This window comes from Paramesorhizobium leguminum, assembly GCF_003217235.1.
Lineage (GTDB): Bacteria > Pseudomonadota > Alphaproteobacteria > Rhizobiales > Rhizobiaceae > Paramesorhizobium > Paramesorhizobium leguminum.
Genome location: NZ_QJTF01000004.1, coordinates 1 through 15,920, shown reverse-complemented (window position 1 = coordinate 15,920; position 15,920 = coordinate 1). Strand labels below are relative to the sequence as shown.

Sequence of the window (15,920 nt, the reverse complement as noted above, 5' to 3'; positions counted from 1 at the left end):
AAATCCGCTGGGAAAACAGTTCCTGTTTTTCCCGGGAAAACCGCTTCGCACTTTTCCTGGATTTGCTCCATAGGCTCCCAATCGCACAACAGCGCCCGGTCGGAAAGCCGGAAGGCGAAGATATTTCCACCGCCGGGCGGCTGGTCGCGATCGCGCGTGATCGGATTACCGGCGAGATGGCACTTCAGGAGCGTACCGACGCCACCATGGCCGACAAAAGCCACCGGTCCACCCAAGGGATAACGGGCAAGCGCGGAATTGACCGCGCCAACAATGCGGGACTGGGCGTCCACCGCCCGCTCCCATCCACGGAAGCTCAATTCAGGTTCAGCAAAGAACCGGCCGGCGGCCTTTTCGAATTCATGCGGCGGCAGGAAGCCGGTAGACGAGCGGTCGTTTTCGCCCATCCTGGCATTGATCTCTATCGGGCAGCCGGAGCAGCCGGCCAAAATCTCCGCGGTCTCGACAGCCTTCTTCTCGTCGCTGGAGAAAATCCGCGTAAGCGAAAGCACCCACGCTCTGTCGCATATGGCCTCAAGCCGCGCCCTCCCCGTCCCGGACAAACCCCATTGCGGGACGGGGAGGGCCGGGTCCATGACGATCTGGGGATGGGTGATGTAATAGCCACGCATCACGGAGCCTCACGAGAAGCAGGATCAGCTGTGGCCGCGTTTATAAACCCACAGCCGCGCAGGCGGAACGTTGCGGATAACGAAATCATAGGGCTCGACGACATATTTTCCCCGTCCCGCCGGTATTGCCGGAAGCGGGCTATAGGTGATCTGCATCACCGGGCGACCTTCGGGAATTCGGCGAAGAAGGTCTTCCAGAAGCGCCAACCGCTTCTCAAGCGGGAAATTCAAAAGCGGCACGGCGCAGATCACGCTATCGAACACAACGTCCCTATGGTTGCCGAGCGTGCTGTCAAGATCGAAGGCATCGCCCTGGATAATATTGATATCCGGCAAGTCCGCACACAGGCGGCGGGCGAAATCTTCCGAATACTCCACGCAATAAAGGCTTTCCGGCTTCACGCCGCGCTGAAGGATCGCCCGGGTGATGACCCCTGTTCCCGGTCCCAGTTCAAGAACGGGCAGACCGGAATGGGGATTGACGACACTCGCCATGCGCCGCGCGGTGACGGAACTTGTCGGCAGGATCGCGCCGACGGCCTTGGGACCATCAATCCAGCCCTTGAAGAAACGGATCTCCTCATCGAACTTCTCGGCAAGCTTCTTGGCAAACGGTCCCGCCATGGCGTCCTCTCCCGGATGTCGTTATGGGCAAGATTTATGACGCATTGCACGACAAAAGCAAAGCCTCATGGGAGCAACTCCGACGGAGCAGTTCTATTCGGAAGGTGGAAAGCCGCTAAGCTTTTACCAGCAGTTCGGAACCTTTTGGCTTCGCGCCGCTTGAGGGTTACCGAGGTTTATCATGGTTTCAGATGTTGCGACAGAGGTCAGGCTTGCCACCCTGGACGAGATACGGGAAGAGGCGGAAAGCTGCACCCGCTGCGATCTCTACAGACATGCCACCCAGACCGTATTCGGTGAAGGGAGTAACGAAGCGTCCGTGATGTTTGTCGCGGAGCAGCCGGGCGACAGGGAAGACATCGAAGGACGGCCTTTCGTCGGGCCGGCTGGCCGGCTGTTCGATGCTATCCTTGAAGAAGTGGGCATTGAACGGAAGAAAACCTATGTCACCAACGCGGTGAAGCATTTCAAGTTTCAGTTGCGCGGGAAGCGTCGTATTCATTCCAAGCCCAATGCCGGCGAAATCAGCGCCTGCCGCTGGTGGCTCGATCAGGAACTGGCGCTAATCCAGCCAGCCGTAACTGTCGCGCTCGGCGCCACCGCGGCGCGAGCGCTGGTGGGAAAGCCGGTGCCCATCATGAAATTCCGTGGCGCAACCATGCAGAGCGACAAAGGCTGGCCGGTCCTGGTCACCGTCCATCCCTCCTATCTGCTGCGAATCCCCGACCCCATGGACAGGCACGCCGAACGCCGGCGCTTCGTTGAGGATATGCGCAAGGTGAAAGCGCTGATGAAGGAAAAAGCTCTTGGCTAATCCCGCATAGCCTTATCCAAAAAGTCTGCAACTTTTTGGGACCATGCTATTCGCTGATCCCCTCGAAGAACTCCTTCATCCGGGAGAAGAAACCTGTCGATTGCGGGCTGTTCTCTTTCGAGGATATTTTCTCGAATTCCTCCAGAAGCTCGCGCTGCCGGCGGGTCAGGTTCTGCGGGGTCTCGATGTCGATCTGGATGAACAGATCGCCCATGGCCGGCTGGCGCAAGACGGGCATTCCCTTGCCCTTCATGCGGAACTGCTTGCCGTTCTGCGTGCCTTCGGGGATTTTCACGCGGGTCTGGGTGCCATCGAGCGTGGATACCTCGAACTGGCCGCCGAGCGACGCCGTGGTCATCGAGATCGGTACCTTGCAGTAGAGATCGGCGCCATCGCGCTGGAAGAATTCATGCGGTTTGACGGACAGGAAAATATAGAGATCACCCGCTGGGCCGCCGCGCATTCCCGCCTCGCCCTCGCCGGTGAGACGGATGCGTGTACCGTCCTCGATTCCGGCTGGTATGTTGACGGAAAGCGAGCGCTCCTGGACGACACGGCCCTGGCCGGAACATTTGCCGCAAGGGTCCTTGATGATCTGGCCACGCCCGTTGCACGTCGGGCAAGTCCGCTCGATCGAGAAGAATCCCTGCGCCGCGCGTACGCGTCCCGCGCCGCCGCACATCGTACAGGTCGCGGGCTGTGTGCCGGGCTTCGCGCCGTTCCCCGAACAATCCTCGCAGACGATGGAGGTCGGCACCCGGATCTGCGCGGTCTTGCCCGAATAAGCTTCCTCCAGCGTGATTTCCATATTGTAGCGAAGATCGCCGCCGCGTTCGCGGCCCGAACCACGGCGCTGACGCGCGCCGCCCATCATCTCGCCGAAAATATCCTCGAAAATATCGGCAAAACCGCCGGCCGCGCCAAAACCGTGGGCGCCGAAGCCGCCGCCGCCATGCTCGAAAGCGGCATGTCCGAAACGGTCATAGGCCGCCCGCTTTTGCGGGTCCTTCAACGTCTCGTAAGCCTCACCGATTTCCTTGAACTTGCGTTCAGCCTCATGGTCCCCGGGATTCTTGTCCGGATGGAACTGCATGGCAAGCTTGCGGAACGCGCTTTTCAGGGCCTTTTCATCCGCACCCTTCTGTACGCCGAGCGTCTCGTAATAGTCAGCCTTCATAAACCAGTCATCCCAATAGCAATATTCATGCGGACACGAGTCCCATGGCTTTCGTTTCCGGTAAAATACGGATGTCAGGCACTGAACCTGACCGCAATGCTCCAGCCTGCTATTTAGGGGTTCTCTTGGCCGAACGCCATAGCCAAACGGAAATTCTGAGCCGGACTATTTTTGGCTCCCCCCTCAAGAATGGCCTGAACCGTTCTGAAACGGCAGGTAAGGCAGCTTATATTCCGCAGCGATCTTATTAAAATAGAAAATCGCATCGTACTTTGCAGCTCAAATAAATATAAATAATGACAATTCCAAAATACCCCGATACTGCTGAGTATTTATATTCAATTTATATATTATTGTACGTCACCTGGCATTTTTTACTTAACTTAACATCAAGAAATACAAGTACTTAGGCTATTTTTACTTCCTATTATTCAGGAATACATGGCACCTTCCCGGCCCGACGACGCGAAATGGTTCCGTCGCAGACTCAAGGATATGCATGATGAAAACTTTTCTTCTTACCGTTGCTGCCCTGGCTTTGAATGCCAGCGTGGCTTTCGCCGAGAACCCTTATTTCGAAGATACGAGCGACGGTCCGGACTATCCTACCGCGCAAACCGACGCCGACACCACGGTCGAGCCCGCAACCGACTATACGGCGACCAGCGATATCGGCGTTTCAACGCCTTCTTTGTCCGACAATCCGAATGAATATATCCAGGCCCCGGTGGGCAATCCAGCCGCCCGGCGCTTTAGCGATGCCTCTCCGAGAAACGGACAAAACTAATCCAATCGTTGCGAATTCCCAATGAGAACGGCAAATTCATCCCTTTGCCGCTCTCATTGGTTTCTAACCCCGCATGATCAGGATCATGTAGGGGTATTGCCAACAAAACTCATATGTGAAAATACTATTTATAATTGGGGATCGGAGGAGAAGCCATCCAATGACAAACGACCTGCCGCTGGCGGGGCTACTCATCGTCGACATGAGCCAGTTCCTCTCCGGGCCATACTGCTCGCTGCGACTGATGGATCTGGGCGCGCGCGTCATCAAGATCGAGCGGCCCGATGGCGGCGATCTCTCGCGCCGGCTCTATTTGAGCGATACCGAGATCGGCGGGGATTCCACCATTTTCCACGCCATCAACCGGGCCAAGGAGAGCTTGGCGATAGATTTGAAGAACGCGGAGGATTTGGCGAGACTGCGCAAGATCTTGCAAAAGGCCGACGTGCTCATCCAGAATTTCCGCCCCGGCGTCATCGAGCGGCTCGGTCTTGATTATAAATCCGTCAGCCAGTTCAATCCGCGCCTCGTCTATGCGTCGATCAGCGGCTATGGCGCGGAAGGGCCATGGGTGAAGCGGCCGGGACAGGACCTCCTGGCGCAGTCGCGCTCCGGCGTGATGTGGCTCAACGGTGACGAGGGCCTGGGGCCGGTGCCCTTTGGTCTGCCCCTCGGCGACATGCTGGCCGGCGCCGCGGCTGCGCAAGGCATCCTCGCCGCCCTGGTCCGCCGCGGCATCACCGGCAAGGGCGCCCATGTCGAGACGAGCCTGATGGAGGCGTTGATCGATCTGCAGTTCGAGGTGCTGACCACCCACCTCAACGATGGCAGGCGGAAGCCGAAACGCTCCGATTTCAGAAGCGCCCATGCCTACCTCTCGGCGCCCTACGGCGTCTATCCCGCCGCCGATGGCTTTCTTGCCATCGCAATGACGCCGATCCCGAAGCTCGCCGATCTCTTGGAGATGGACGAGCTAGCGCCTTATCGCGACGATCCGAAGAGTTGGTTTTCCGAACGCGACGCGATCAAGGCGAAGATTGCGGCGAAAATCACCACGAAGACGGTGGAGGAATGGCTCGCCATTCTCGAGCCTGCCGATATCTGGTGCGCCAAGGTGCTCGACTGGAATGAATTGATGGACAGCGACGGATTCAAGGTTCTCGACATGCTGCAAACCGTAAAGCGGGATGACGATGTCACCATCCACACCACGCGTTCTCCGCTCCGGATCGACGGCATGCGGCCAAGCTTCACCCGCGCGGCGCCGAAGATCGGCGAGCATAGCGCGGCAATCCTTGAGGAGTTCGGGCTGTGAGCGACGTGATTTTAAAGGGCATGACCTGGAGCCACCCGCGCGGCTACGATCCGATGGTCGCCTGTTCCCGGCTGTGGCAGGAGAAGACAGGCGTTGCGATCGAATGGGACAAGCGTTCGCTGCAGGATTTCGAGAGCTTCCCGGTCGAGGAACTGGCGAAGGCCTATGATCTCATCGTCATCGATCATCCGCATGTCGGCCAGATAACGGCTGAAGGATGCCTTGCGCCGCTCGATATTCCGGGGCGCGAGATGGATATGGCTGCGCTCGCCAAGGCAAGTGTCGGCAAATCCTTTCCGAGCTATCATTGGCAAGGCCGGCAATGGGCCTTTCCCATCGACGCGGCGACGCAGGTTCAGGCCTGGCGTCCGGATATGTTGGAGACGGCGCCTACCCAATGGAGCGAGGTGCTGGAACTGGCGCGGCAGGGCCGCGTGCTTCTGCCGCTCAGACCGCCGCATTCGCTGATGAGCTTCTTCACCTTGAGCGGCAATCTCGGCCATCCCTGCGCCAGCGACGGCCCGGGCGAACTTATCGGTGTTGAAGACGGATGTACCGTGTTCGAGATGCTGCGGGAGATCGCGGCGTTGGTCGATCCCTTCTGCTTCGAGATGGACCCGATTGCCGTTCTGGAAAAGATGGCGGAAGAAAACTCGCCCTTCGCCTGCTCGCCGCTGATCTATGGCTATGTCAATTACGCCATTCCCGGCTTTCGTCCGGCCACCATCCGCTTTGGCGATATTCCCGCCGCGGGCGACGCCGGCCCGGTCGGCTCGGCGCTTGGCGGCACTGGCATAGCCGTTTCGGCTTTCTCTAAAAACCAGCGCGAAGCCATCGATTTTGCCTACTGGATTGCCGGCGGCGATGTCCAGCGCGGCCTCTACGCCGCTTCCGGTGGACAGCCCGGTCACGCCGCCGCATGGGAAGACCAAGTGGTGAACGCGGCGACAAGCGATTTCTACACGGCCACGCGCAAGACGCTGGAAGGCGCCTGGCTGCGCCCGCGCCACGATGGTTTCATGGCCTTTCAGCAGGTGGCGTCCGACCGGCTTAACGAAGGGTTGTTGCTCGGAGAGAGCGCTCGCGCTGTCATAACCGACCTGAACCGGCTGTTTGCGCGGAGTTTTGCAACCTAAAGCATTCTGAAAGGTTTCAATGGGACGCTCCGTTTGGTTTACCGCATGATCTTATCCGATCATGCTCCAGACACCGGATGTCAGTAGGATAGGGTCGGGGTACTTCCCTTTGGCTCATATCGATGGTTCCTCCCCAGTCCGCACCGGAACAAAGGGAATACGGACATGTCCTATCGGAATTTCTTTCTTAAAGCCGCGCTCGGCGCAGTTCTGGGCCTCGGGCTTGCCACCGCTTCCGCGAACGCGCAGGTCGTCGTTTCCTCCAAGATCGATACGGAAGGCGGCGTGCTGGGCAATATCATCCTTGCCGTGCTCAAGGCCGGCGACGTTCCCGTCACGGACCGCATCCAGCTCGGAACGACGCCGGTGATGCGCAAGGCGCTGATAGCCGGCGAGATCGACATCTATCCTGAATATACCGGCAATGCCGCGTTCTTCTTCGAAAAGGCCGGCGATCCGCTCTGGAAAGATGCAGGCCAAGCCTATGCCGAAGCCAAGAAGCTCGATTTCGACGCCAACAAGATCGTCTGGCTGACGCCGTCGCCCGCCAATAACACCTGGGGCGTCGCGCTGCGGAAGGACGTCGCGGAGCCGAACAAGATCGTCACCTTCAGCGATTTCGGCAAATATGTCGCCGGTGGCGGCGATATCGTGCTTGCCGCGTCCTCGGAGTTCGTCAATTCCGCCGGGGCATTGCCTGCTTTCCAGACGGCCTACGGTTTCACGTTGAAGCCGGACCAGCTCATCACCCTCTCAGGCGGTGATACGGCGGCAACCATCGCAGCCGCCGCCAACAAGACCAGTGGCGCCAACGCCGCGATGGTTTATGGCACCGATGGCGGCATTGCGGAATCCGGCCTCGCCGTCCTCCAGGACGACAAGCACGTTCAGCCCGTCTACCAGCCGACGCCGATCATCCGTGAGGCAGTGTTGAAGAAATATCCGCAAATCGAAACGCTGCTTAAGCCGGTGTTCGAAAAGCTCGATCTCGTCACCCTGCAGGGTCTGAACGGACGCGTCCAGGTAGGCGGCGAACCGGCAAAGGCCGTGGCAACGGATTTCCTCACGAAGAACGGTTTCGTGAAGTAATTTCGTGGTCAGCGAGGCGCTATTTGGGGAGGGAGGCATGGGACGCATCGGCCTCGACAAACTCGGCGTCGTCATCGCCATAATCGCGATGTGCGGCATCCTCCTGCCCTTCGCCACCTTCCGCGCCAACCGGATCGTTGCCGGCGAGGGACGAACGATCTTCGAGGCCCTTCCAGTATGGGCGGCAATCACGCTGGTTTGCGTTCTCGGCACGGCCACGCTCATCGGCCTCATGCGTTTTGGCATTTTATGGCGGCTGGCAGCAGGGGTTGCAGCGCTTGTCGCGCTACTCGTCCTCATCGGTCTTACTCCCGGTCATCTGACGCCGGACGGCAACACGTACGCCCGCGTTTCGCCCGCCTCCGGCTTCTGGCTCCTGAGCTTCGCCTTTACGCTGCTCATCACCGATAGCCTGGCCCGGCTCGACCTGCGGCCCGCCGCACGCGTCGGCGCGCTCGGGCTCGCCGCGCTGGCGCTTGGCGCGATTCTTCTTTCAGGCAGCTGGAACGGCCTGTCGATCCTCAAGGAATATGCCAACCGCGCCGACAGTTTCTGGACCGAGGGCGCCACGCATCTGGAACTGGCGCTCGGCTCGCTCGCGGCGGCGGTGACGGTGGGCATACCGCTCGGCATTCTCTGCCACCGCGTGCCGGTGCTGCGTGACGCGGTGCTGAACGTCCTCAACATCATCCAGACGATCCCATCCATCGCGCTTTTCGGTCTCCTGATCGCGCCGCTCGGCTGGATCGCCCTGCATGTGCCGGGCGCAAGCGCCATTGGCATTCGCGGCATCGGCGCGCCGCCCGCCTTTATAGCGCTGTTCCTCTATTCGCTCCTCCCCGTGGTGGCGAACACCGTGGCGGGGCTTGCAGGCGTGCCGCCGGCGGCGAACGAAGCGGCGCGCGGCATGGGCATGACCACCTGGCAGCGCCTCTTCCAGATCGAGTTTCCGCTCGCCTTTCCGGTCATCCTGACCGGGATAAGGATCGTGCTGGTGCAGAATATCGGCCTTGCCACCATCGCCGCGCTCATCGGCGGCGGCGGTTTCGGGGTCTTCGTCTTTCAGGGCATCGGCCAGACGGCGATGGATCTGGTGCTGCTTGGCGCGGTGCCCACCGTGGCGCTCGCCTTTGCCGCCGCCGTCATACTCGATGCCATTACCGAAATGAGCACATTCAACGGCAGCCGAAAGGTGTCCGCATGATCGAGATCGAAAACATAACGAAGCGCTATGGCGACGAGGAAGTCGTGAAGGATGTGTCCTTCGTGGTCGAGCCGCGCACCATCACCGCGGTCGTCGGCACCTCAGGGTCCGGCAAGACCACGCTGCTGCGCATGATCAACCGCCTGGTCGAGCCGACCTCAGGCGTAATCAAGCTCGATGGCCGCGACAATAGAGACGTGCCGGCCTATGAGCTGCGCCGCCATATCGGCTATGCCATCCAGGGCAACGGGCTCTTCCCGCATCGCACGGTGGCGCAGAATATCGCCACCGTGCCTGACCTGCTCGGCTGGGACAAGGCCCGCATAGCCGCGCGGGTGGGCGAGCTTCTGGAACTGTTCCAGCTCGATCCCGCCACTTTCGGCCCGCGCTACCCGCGCGAGCTTTCGGGCGGCCAGCAACAGCGCGTGGGCGTCGCGCGTGCGCTGGCGGCGGAGCCGAACGTGCTTCTCATGGACGAGCCCTTCGGCGCGCTCGATCCGGTGATCCGGGCCAAGGCGCAAGAAGACATTCTCGCCATCAACAAACGGTTCGGCACCACCATCATCCTCGTCACCCACGACATGGAGGAAGCCATTCTTCTGGGCGACCGCATCGCCGTCATGGATGAGGGCAAACTGATTCAATATGCGACGCCGGCGCAAATCCTCAAAAAGCCCGCCACGCCCTTCGTCGAAACGCTGGTCGGCGCGGGCGACAGGGCCTTCCGGCTGTTGTCGCTGAACCAAATTCGCGATGCGGTGGAGCCGGGAACAGCGAAGGGCCCGGCTTTGCCGGCCGCGGCGACGCAGCGCGACGCTCTCGCAGAACTGCTCTGGTCCGGGCGCGAAGCGCTGCCGGTGGAGGCAGATGGCAAACGCATCGGGCGTGTCACCGTGCAGGGCCTTGTCAAGCGCGCGGCGAGGCCGGCATGAGGCTTTCCCTGCCGCTTGTCCTACGGCTTTGCGTGCTCGCTTTGCTGGTGGTCTTTCTCCTGCGGCCGCATTGGTTCGAGCCGGTTCTGCAGCCGCTGACGGAAAACGGCGCGCCTGCGATCTACAATCAGGGCAGCCTCCTGATGCTGACGCTCGAGCATCTTGGCATCGTCCTCGCCGCCACGCTTGCCGCCATTTTTGTGGCACTGGCGCTGGCAATCCTCGTCACGAGGCCCATCGGCGCGGAATTCCTGCCCCTGTCGCGCAGCCTCGTCAATGTGGGCCAGACTTTTCCGCCTGTCGCCGTGCTGGCGCTTGCGGTCCCAGCCATCGGCTTCGGCGCCAAGCCGACGCTGATCGCGCTGTTCCTCTATGGGCTGCTGCCGATTTTCGAGAACGCGCTAACCGGCCTCACCAATTTGCCCGGCACCGTGATGGAGGCGGCCAAGGGCATGGGCATGAACGAGCGCCAGAGGCTTTTCAAGGTCGAGCTGCCGCTGGCGCTTCCCGTTATTCTGGCTGGCATCCGGCTTTCCGTAGTGATCAGCCTTTCCACCGCCACCATCGGGTCCACGGTGGCGGCAAAGACGCTGGGCGAGGTCATCATCGCCGGCCTCATCTCCAACAACCTCGCCTTCATCCTGCAGGGTGGGTTGATCGTCGGGGTACTGGCAGTGCTTATTTACGACGGACTTTCGGCAATCGAGCGCAGGCTGGCGCGGAGAATGGGGTTGGTGGGGAAATAATAGGCACGGCCCCTTCCCTCCCCCTTGCGGGAAGGGTGGCCCGTAGGGTCGGGTGGGGGTGGTGACGTTTGCACTCTAACAGACGATCACAGCGCGCTGCCTTTACCACCCCCATCCGTCCGCTACGCGGCCACCTTCCCCGCAAGGGGGAAGGAGGTATCCAGAGTTACTTATCCACCAGCGCCAGCATCGCTTCCGCATAGCGCTTGCCCGCTACGCGCGACGGTGAGAGCGCCTCGCCGATCCGGGCGATTTCGGCGCTGTCGAGTACGATATCGGCCGCCACCGCGTTTTCTTCCAGATGCTTGATCTTGCGCGCGCCGGGAATCGGCACGATGAAATCGCCCTGGTGCAGAACCCATGCGAGCGCGAGCTGTGCCGTCGTTACGCCCTTCTCTTTTGCGATTTCCTCCAGCGTATCGACAAGCGCCACATTGGCCGCCAGATTTTCAGCCTGGAAGCGTGGCTGGGTCTTGCGCCAGTCATCCGCGCCAAGTTCGTCCGCCTTGCGGATCGTGCCGGTCAGGAGTCCACGTCCAAGCGGGCTGTAGGGCACGAAGCCGATGCCAAGCTCGCGGCAGGTGGCGAGGACTTCTTCCTCCGGATCGCGGGTCCACAGCGAATATTCGCTCTGCACGGCGGCGATAGGATGCACCGCATGGGCGCGGCGGATGGTGGCCGCGCTTGCTTCCGAAAGCCCAAGCGTCCGCACCTTGCCTTCCCGTACCAGTTCGGCCATGGCGCCGACGGTCTCTTCGATCGGCACGTTCGGGTCGACGCGGTGCTGGTAGAAGAGATCGATCACATCGATGCCAAGCCGCTTGAGCGATGCCTCGGCGACCGCCTTCACATTTTCCGGCCGGCTATCGAGTTCCTGACGCCTGCCGAGGCCGACAATACCGCTTCCAGATGGGTCGATCCTGAAGCCGAATTTGGTGGCGATGACGACGCGGTCGCGCACGTCTTTCAATGCCTTGCCGACGAGTTTCTCGTTTTCGAAGGGTCCGTAGACTTCCGCCGTATCGAAAAAGGTGACGTCGATTTCCACCGCCCGGTGTAATGTCCGGATCGCATCCTTCTCCTCCTGCCCGCCATAAGCGAAGCTCATGCCCATGCAGCCGAGGCCGACAGCGGATACAGTGAGTTCTTGCCCAAGTTTGCGTGTTTTCATCTGGAAGCTCCTTTGGATGGGATGCCATAGATAGGGTTGTAGGCACTATTCGATAATATCGCTTTAATTTTACGGGCCGTTCTATAATTTAGAACAATGAACCGAAACCAGCTCTCACAACTCGCCGTTCTCGCCTCCGTCGCCGCGCATGGCAGCTTTCGCGCCGCAGCCAGGGAACTGCAGATCGCGCCATCCGCCGTCAGCCATGCCATCTCAACACTGGAGGAAAGTCTCGGTGTGGCGCTGCTTGCGCGCACGACTCGCAGCGTCGCGCCGACGGAGGCGGGCAGACGGCTTCTCGAGCGCCTGTCACCGGCGCTCAGCGAAATCGAACTGGCGCTCGGCGCTGCAGTGGAAATGAAGGATACCGTCGCCGGCACGCTGCGGCTGAGCGTGCCGCGAGCGGTCGGTCATCTTATGGTGGCGCAGCGCTTCGGCGAATTCTGCGAAACGTATCCCGATGTCACGCTCGATATCTGCATCGAGGATAATTTCGTCGATATCGTCGCCGAAGGCTTCGATGCTGGAATAAGGCTCAATGAAAGTCTTGAGCGCGACATGGTGGCTGTGCGTTTCGGGCCGTCGATATGCGGCGCGGTCGTCGCCACGCCCGCCTATTTCGCACGACATGGCATTCCGCAGCATCCATCGGATCTCATACACCACCGCTGCATCAACCATCGCTTTTCATCCGGCCGCATTTATCGCTGGGAATTCGAAAAAGGCGATGAAACCATCGACATGGCAGTCAATGGCCCCCTGATCCTCAATGATGACAGGCTCGCCCTCGAAGCCGCGCTTCAGGGCGCCGGTCTGGCGTTCCTGTTCGATCTTCATGTGGCCGACGCCGTTGCCGATGGCCGACTGGTGCGGGTGCTGGAGGATTGGTGCGCGCCCTTCCCCGGCTTTTATCTCTATTATCCCAGCCGCAGGCGGATGCGCCCGGCGCTGCGCGCCTTCATCGATTTCTACAAATCCTGAGTGGCCTCCAGCCTTTCATTTTGTCCAGCCTTTCTTTTTGTCATGTCGGTGGATAGCTTGCCCCAAACAAACATTGAGGAGTTGCCATGTTCCGCTGGGGTGTTCTTTCGACGGCAAAAATCGGCGTTAGCCAAGTGATTCCAGCGCTTTGCGCGGCAGATAACGGCGTGGTGACGGCGATCGCCAGCCGCGATATCGCCAAGGCCCGCGCCGTGGCTGATCGGTTCGGCGCGCCGCATGCTTTGGGCTCGTATGAGGAAATGCTCGCCTCCGAAACCATCGACGGCGTCTATATTCCGCTGCCGACCTCCCAGCATGTGGAATGGGCGATAAAGGCGGCGGAAGCGGGGAAGCATGTGCTGTGCGAAAAGCCGATCGCGCTTCATGCAAGCGAAATCGCAGCGCTGATCAGCGCGCGCGATGCTCACAATGTTCTGATCGCCGAGGCGTTCATGGTCTATCATCACCCGCAATGGATCAAGGTGCGCGAATTGATCGCTTCCGGCGCCATCGGTGCGCTCCGCCATGTGCAGGGCGCCTTCACCTATTTCAACAAGGATCCCGGCAATATGCGCAATCAACCGGCGCTCGGCGGCGGGGCGCTGCCCGATATCGGCGTTTATCCTGTTGTCGCCACCCGTATGAGCACGGGGCTGGAACCCAAGCGCGTGCGGGCAACGGTCGAGCGTGACCCGGATTTCGGTACTGACCGCTATGCCAATGTCACGGCGGAATTCGAAGGATTCGATCTTAGCTTTTACGTTTCCACCCAGATGGCGCAGCGCCAGTCCATGGTTTTCCATGGCGACAAGGGCTTCATCGAGGTCCATGCGCCCTTCAATACCGGCAAATACGGCCACGCCCGTATAACGCTCCACGATGCCAGTCACACGGAAGCGCGCGAATGGAATTTCCAGGACGTTAACCACTACCAGCTTCAAGCGCAGAACTTCGCCAAGGCTGTGGCGGGCGAAGACGTACCGGTCTTCACATTGGAAAATTCGCTTGAAAACCAAAAATTTATCGATGCCATCTATCGTGCGGGAGAAAGCTGCGGCTGGGAAGATATCTAAGTCTACCCAATCCCAAGGTTTTTACCGCCCGTCGCGGCTTCGCGGCTTGCAGGGAAAAACCGCCCTACTTATATACGCCGCGTGCGGCGTGCTGGTTTCCGGGCAACGGGCCCACGTGCTGTTTAAACCCCGTAGGGGCTGCTGAATGGAACGCTCGGCAGAGGTCCCGGCAGCCTGCTGAATGGAGAACGTGATATGGCAAAAGTAATTGGTATCGATCTGGGAACGACCAACTCCTGCGTCGCCGTCATGGATGGCAAAAACGCGAAGGTCATCGAAAATGCCGAGGGCGCGCGCACCACGCCTTCGATCGTGGCGTTTACGGATAGCGACGAAATCCTGGTGGGTCAGCCCGCCAAGCGTCAGGGCGTGACCAATCCGGAGGGAACGCTGTTCGCCGTCAAGCGCCTGATCGGCCGCCGCTATGACGACCCGATGGTCAAGAAGGACAAGGACCTTGTGCCTTACAAGATCGTCAAGGGTGACAATGGCGATGCCTGGGTCGAGGTGCACGGCAAGAAATATTCGCCTTCGCAGATTTCCGCGATGATCCTTCAGAAGATGAAGGAAACCGCCGAAGCCTATCTTGGCGAAAAGGTCGAACAGGCCGTCATCACGGTTCCCGCCTATTTCAACGACGCCCAGCGCCAGGCAACCAAGGACGCGGGCAAGATCGCCGGCCTCGAAGTGCTGCGCATCATCAACGAGCCGACCGCTGCCGCTCTCGCCTACGGGCTTGAAAAGAAGGAAGGCAAGACGATCGCTGTCTATGACCTTGGCGGCGGTACCTTCGACGTCTCGGTTCTTGAAATCGGCGACGGCGTGTTCGAGGTGAAGTCAACCAATGGCGATACCTTCCTCGGCGGCGAGGATTTCGACATGCGTCTGGTCGAATATCTGGCGGCTGAGTTCAAGAAGGAACAGGGCATCGATCTCAAGAACGACAAGCTTGCCCTGCAGCGCCTCAAGGAAGCTGCGGAAAAGGCCAAGATCGAGCTCTCCTCCGCGCAGCAGACCGAAATCAACCTGCCGTTCATCACGGCGGATGCCAGCGGTCCGAAGCACCTGACGATGAAGCTCACCCGCGCCAAGTTCGAAAGCCTGGTGGATGATCTGATCCAGCGCACCATCGAGCCCTGCAAGGCAGCGCTCAAGGATGCCGGCCTCAAGGCAGCCGAAATCGACGAGGTCATTCTCGTCGGCGGCATGACGCGCATGCCCAAGGTGCAGGAAGTGGTGAAGGCCTTCTTCGGCAAGGAGCCGCACAAGGGCGTCAACCCGGATGAAGTGGTCGCCATCGGCGCCGCGATCCAGGCTGGCGTGCTACAGGGCGACGTCAAGGACGTGCTGCTTCTCGACGTGACCCCGCTGTCGCTGGGCATCGAGACGCTGGGCGGCGTGTTCACCCGCCTGATCGACCGCAACACGACGATCCCGACCAAGAAGTCGCAGACCTTCTCCACGGCTGAGGACAACCAGTCCGCCGTGACGATCCGCGTCTTCCAGGGCGAGCGCGAGATGGCGGCGGACAACAAGATGCTCGGCCAGTTCGATCTCGTCGGCATCCCGCCCGCACCGCGCGGCGTACCGCAGATCGAGGTGACCTTCGACATCGACGCTAACGGCATCGTCAACGTCTCGGCCAAGGACAAGGGCACGGGCAAGGAGCACCAGATCCGTATCCAGGCATCGGGTGGCCTTTCCGACGCGGACATCGAAAAGATGGTCAAGGACGCCGAGGCGAATGCCGAAGCCGACAAGAAGCGCCGCGAGACGGTCGAGGCCAAGAACCAGGGCGAAGCGCTTGCGCATTCGACGGAAAAGTCGCTCAAGGATTATGGCGACAAGGTTTCCGCGGATGACAAGAAGTCGATCGAGGATGCGCTCGCCTCGCTGAAGACAGCGCTGGAAGGCGACGACGCCGAGGACATCAAGGCGAAGACGCAGACGCTTGCGGAAGTCTCGATGAAGCTTGGCCAGGCCATGTATGAGTCCGCTCAAGCTTCGGAAGGCGGCGAAGAAGCCGCAGCCTCCGACAAGTCGGATGACGATGTGGTCGATGCTGATTACGAGGAAATCGACGACGACAAGAAGAAATCCGCATAACAACGCGCGATCTTAAAACCATGAAAGCCCGGCCTCGCTGAACTGACCCCCGAAAGTTGGATGTCAACCTTCGGGGGTTTTTCATGTCCAGGCACAGCACTGCTTTCAAGCATTCTGTTGTGGAATTTTATCG

Annotated in this window: 15 protein-coding genes and 1 pseudogene; 12 read left to right on the top strand and 4 right to left on the bottom strand. The window is 60.2% G+C overall.

The features are described from left to right. Positions 1–65 precede the first annotated feature (65 nt). Together C7477_RS04390 and pmtA are read right to left on the bottom strand one after the other, a co-directional pair. A pseudogene (locus C7477_RS04390) lies at positions 66–632 on the bottom strand (histidine phosphatase family protein); the annotation flags it as partial. 24 nt (positions 633–656) lie between these two features. Then, positions 657–1,256 (bottom strand): phospholipid N-methyltransferase PmtA, encoded by a 600-nt coding sequence (pmtA, locus tag C7477_RS04385; RefSeq protein ID WP_110749436.1) that lies wholly within the window; start codon positions 1,254–1,256, stop codon positions 657–659. 181 nt (positions 1,257–1,437) lie between these two features. Between pmtA and C7477_RS04380 the strand changes: the two genes are divergently transcribed. Continuing rightward, positions 1,438–2,070, top strand: coding sequence for a UdgX family uracil-DNA binding protein (locus C7477_RS04380; RefSeq protein ID WP_110749434.1), 633 nt, complete (start codon positions 1,438–1,440; stop codon positions 2,068–2,070). A 46-nt stretch (positions 2,071–2,116) separates the two neighbouring features. Here the strand turns inward: C7477_RS04380 and dnaJ are convergent, their stop codons facing one another. Continuing rightward, positions 2,117–3,247 (bottom strand): molecular chaperone DnaJ, encoded by a 1,131-nt coding sequence (gene dnaJ, locus C7477_RS04375; RefSeq protein ID WP_110749432.1) that lies wholly within the window; start codon positions 3,245–3,247, stop codon positions 2,117–2,119. Between the two features lie 44 nt (positions 3,248–3,291). Between dnaJ and C7477_RS18720 the strand changes: the two genes are divergently transcribed. The 8 genes from C7477_RS18720 (at position 3,292) to C7477_RS04340 (ending at position 10,456) form a co-directional block, all read left to right on the top strand. Beyond that, the gene (locus C7477_RS18720) at positions 3,292–3,498 is read left to right on the top strand and encodes a hypothetical protein (protein ID WP_146226071.1); all 207 of its coding nucleotides are present in this window, start codon (positions 3,292–3,294) and stop codon (positions 3,496–3,498) included. 248 nt (positions 3,499–3,746) lie between these two features. Further along, positions 3,747–4,034 (top strand): hypothetical protein, encoded by a 288-nt coding sequence (locus tag C7477_RS04370; RefSeq protein WP_146226070.1) that lies wholly within the window; start codon positions 3,747–3,749, stop codon positions 4,032–4,034. A 160-nt stretch (positions 4,035–4,194) separates the two neighbouring features. Next, a complete protein-coding gene (locus C7477_RS04365) occupies positions 4,195–5,349 on the top strand; it encodes a CaiB/BaiF CoA transferase family protein (protein ID WP_110749428.1) in 1,155 nt (384 codons plus the stop codon). Between the two features lie 20 nt (positions 5,350–5,369). Further along, positions 5,370–6,485: an ABC transporter substrate-binding protein gene (locus C7477_RS04360; protein ID WP_110749776.1), complete on the top strand. Its 1,116-nt coding sequence runs from the start codon at positions 5,370–5,372 to the stop codon at positions 6,483–6,485. Between the two features lie 165 nt (positions 6,486–6,650). Continuing rightward, on the top strand, positions 6,651–7,574 hold the full coding sequence (gene osmF / locus C7477_RS04355) for a glycine betaine ABC transporter substrate-binding protein OsmF (RefSeq protein ID WP_110749426.1): 924 nt from the start codon (positions 6,651–6,653) through the stop codon (positions 7,572–7,574). A gap of 37 nt (positions 7,575–7,611) precedes the next feature. After that, positions 7,612–8,778, top strand: a complete 1,167-nt coding sequence (locus C7477_RS04350) for an ABC transporter permease (protein WP_110749424.1) — start codon at positions 7,612–7,614, stop codon at positions 8,776–8,778. After that, the gene (locus C7477_RS04345) at positions 8,775–9,710 is read left to right on the top strand and encodes an ABC transporter ATP-binding protein (protein WP_110749422.1); all 936 of its coding nucleotides are present in this window, start codon (positions 8,775–8,777) and stop codon (positions 9,708–9,710) included. The genes C7477_RS04350 and C7477_RS04345 overlap by 4 nt, the downstream gene beginning before the upstream one ends. Continuing rightward, on the top strand, positions 9,707–10,456 hold the full coding sequence (locus tag C7477_RS04340; protein WP_110749420.1) for an ABC transporter permease: 750 nt from the start codon (positions 9,707–9,709) through the stop codon (positions 10,454–10,456). Before C7477_RS04345 ends, C7477_RS04340 begins: the two co-directional genes overlap by 4 nt. Before the next feature lie 166 nt (positions 10,457–10,622). Here the strand turns inward: C7477_RS04340 and C7477_RS04335 are convergent, their stop codons facing one another. Then, positions 10,623–11,627, bottom strand: coding sequence for an aldo/keto reductase (locus C7477_RS04335; protein WP_110749417.1), 1,005 nt, complete (start codon positions 11,625–11,627; stop codon positions 10,623–10,625). 96 nt (positions 11,628–11,723) lie between these two features. Between C7477_RS04335 and C7477_RS04330 the strand changes: the two genes are divergently transcribed. From C7477_RS04330 to dnaK, 3 genes are all read left to right on the top strand, one after another. Next, complete coding sequence (locus tag C7477_RS04330; RefSeq protein ID WP_110749415.1) at positions 11,724–12,608, top strand: LysR family transcriptional regulator; 885 nt, start codon at positions 11,724–11,726, stop codon at positions 12,606–12,608. Between the two features lie 86 nt (positions 12,609–12,694). Then, positions 12,695–13,681, top strand: a complete 987-nt coding sequence (locus C7477_RS04325) for a Gfo/Idh/MocA family protein (RefSeq protein ID WP_110749413.1) — start codon at positions 12,695–12,697, stop codon at positions 13,679–13,681. Positions 13,682–13,876: 195 nt separating this feature from the next. Beyond that, a complete protein-coding gene (dnaK, locus tag C7477_RS04320; RefSeq protein WP_110749411.1) occupies positions 13,877–15,787 on the top strand; it encodes a molecular chaperone DnaK in 1,911 nt (636 codons plus the stop codon). Positions 15,788–15,920: the final 133 nt, after the last annotated feature.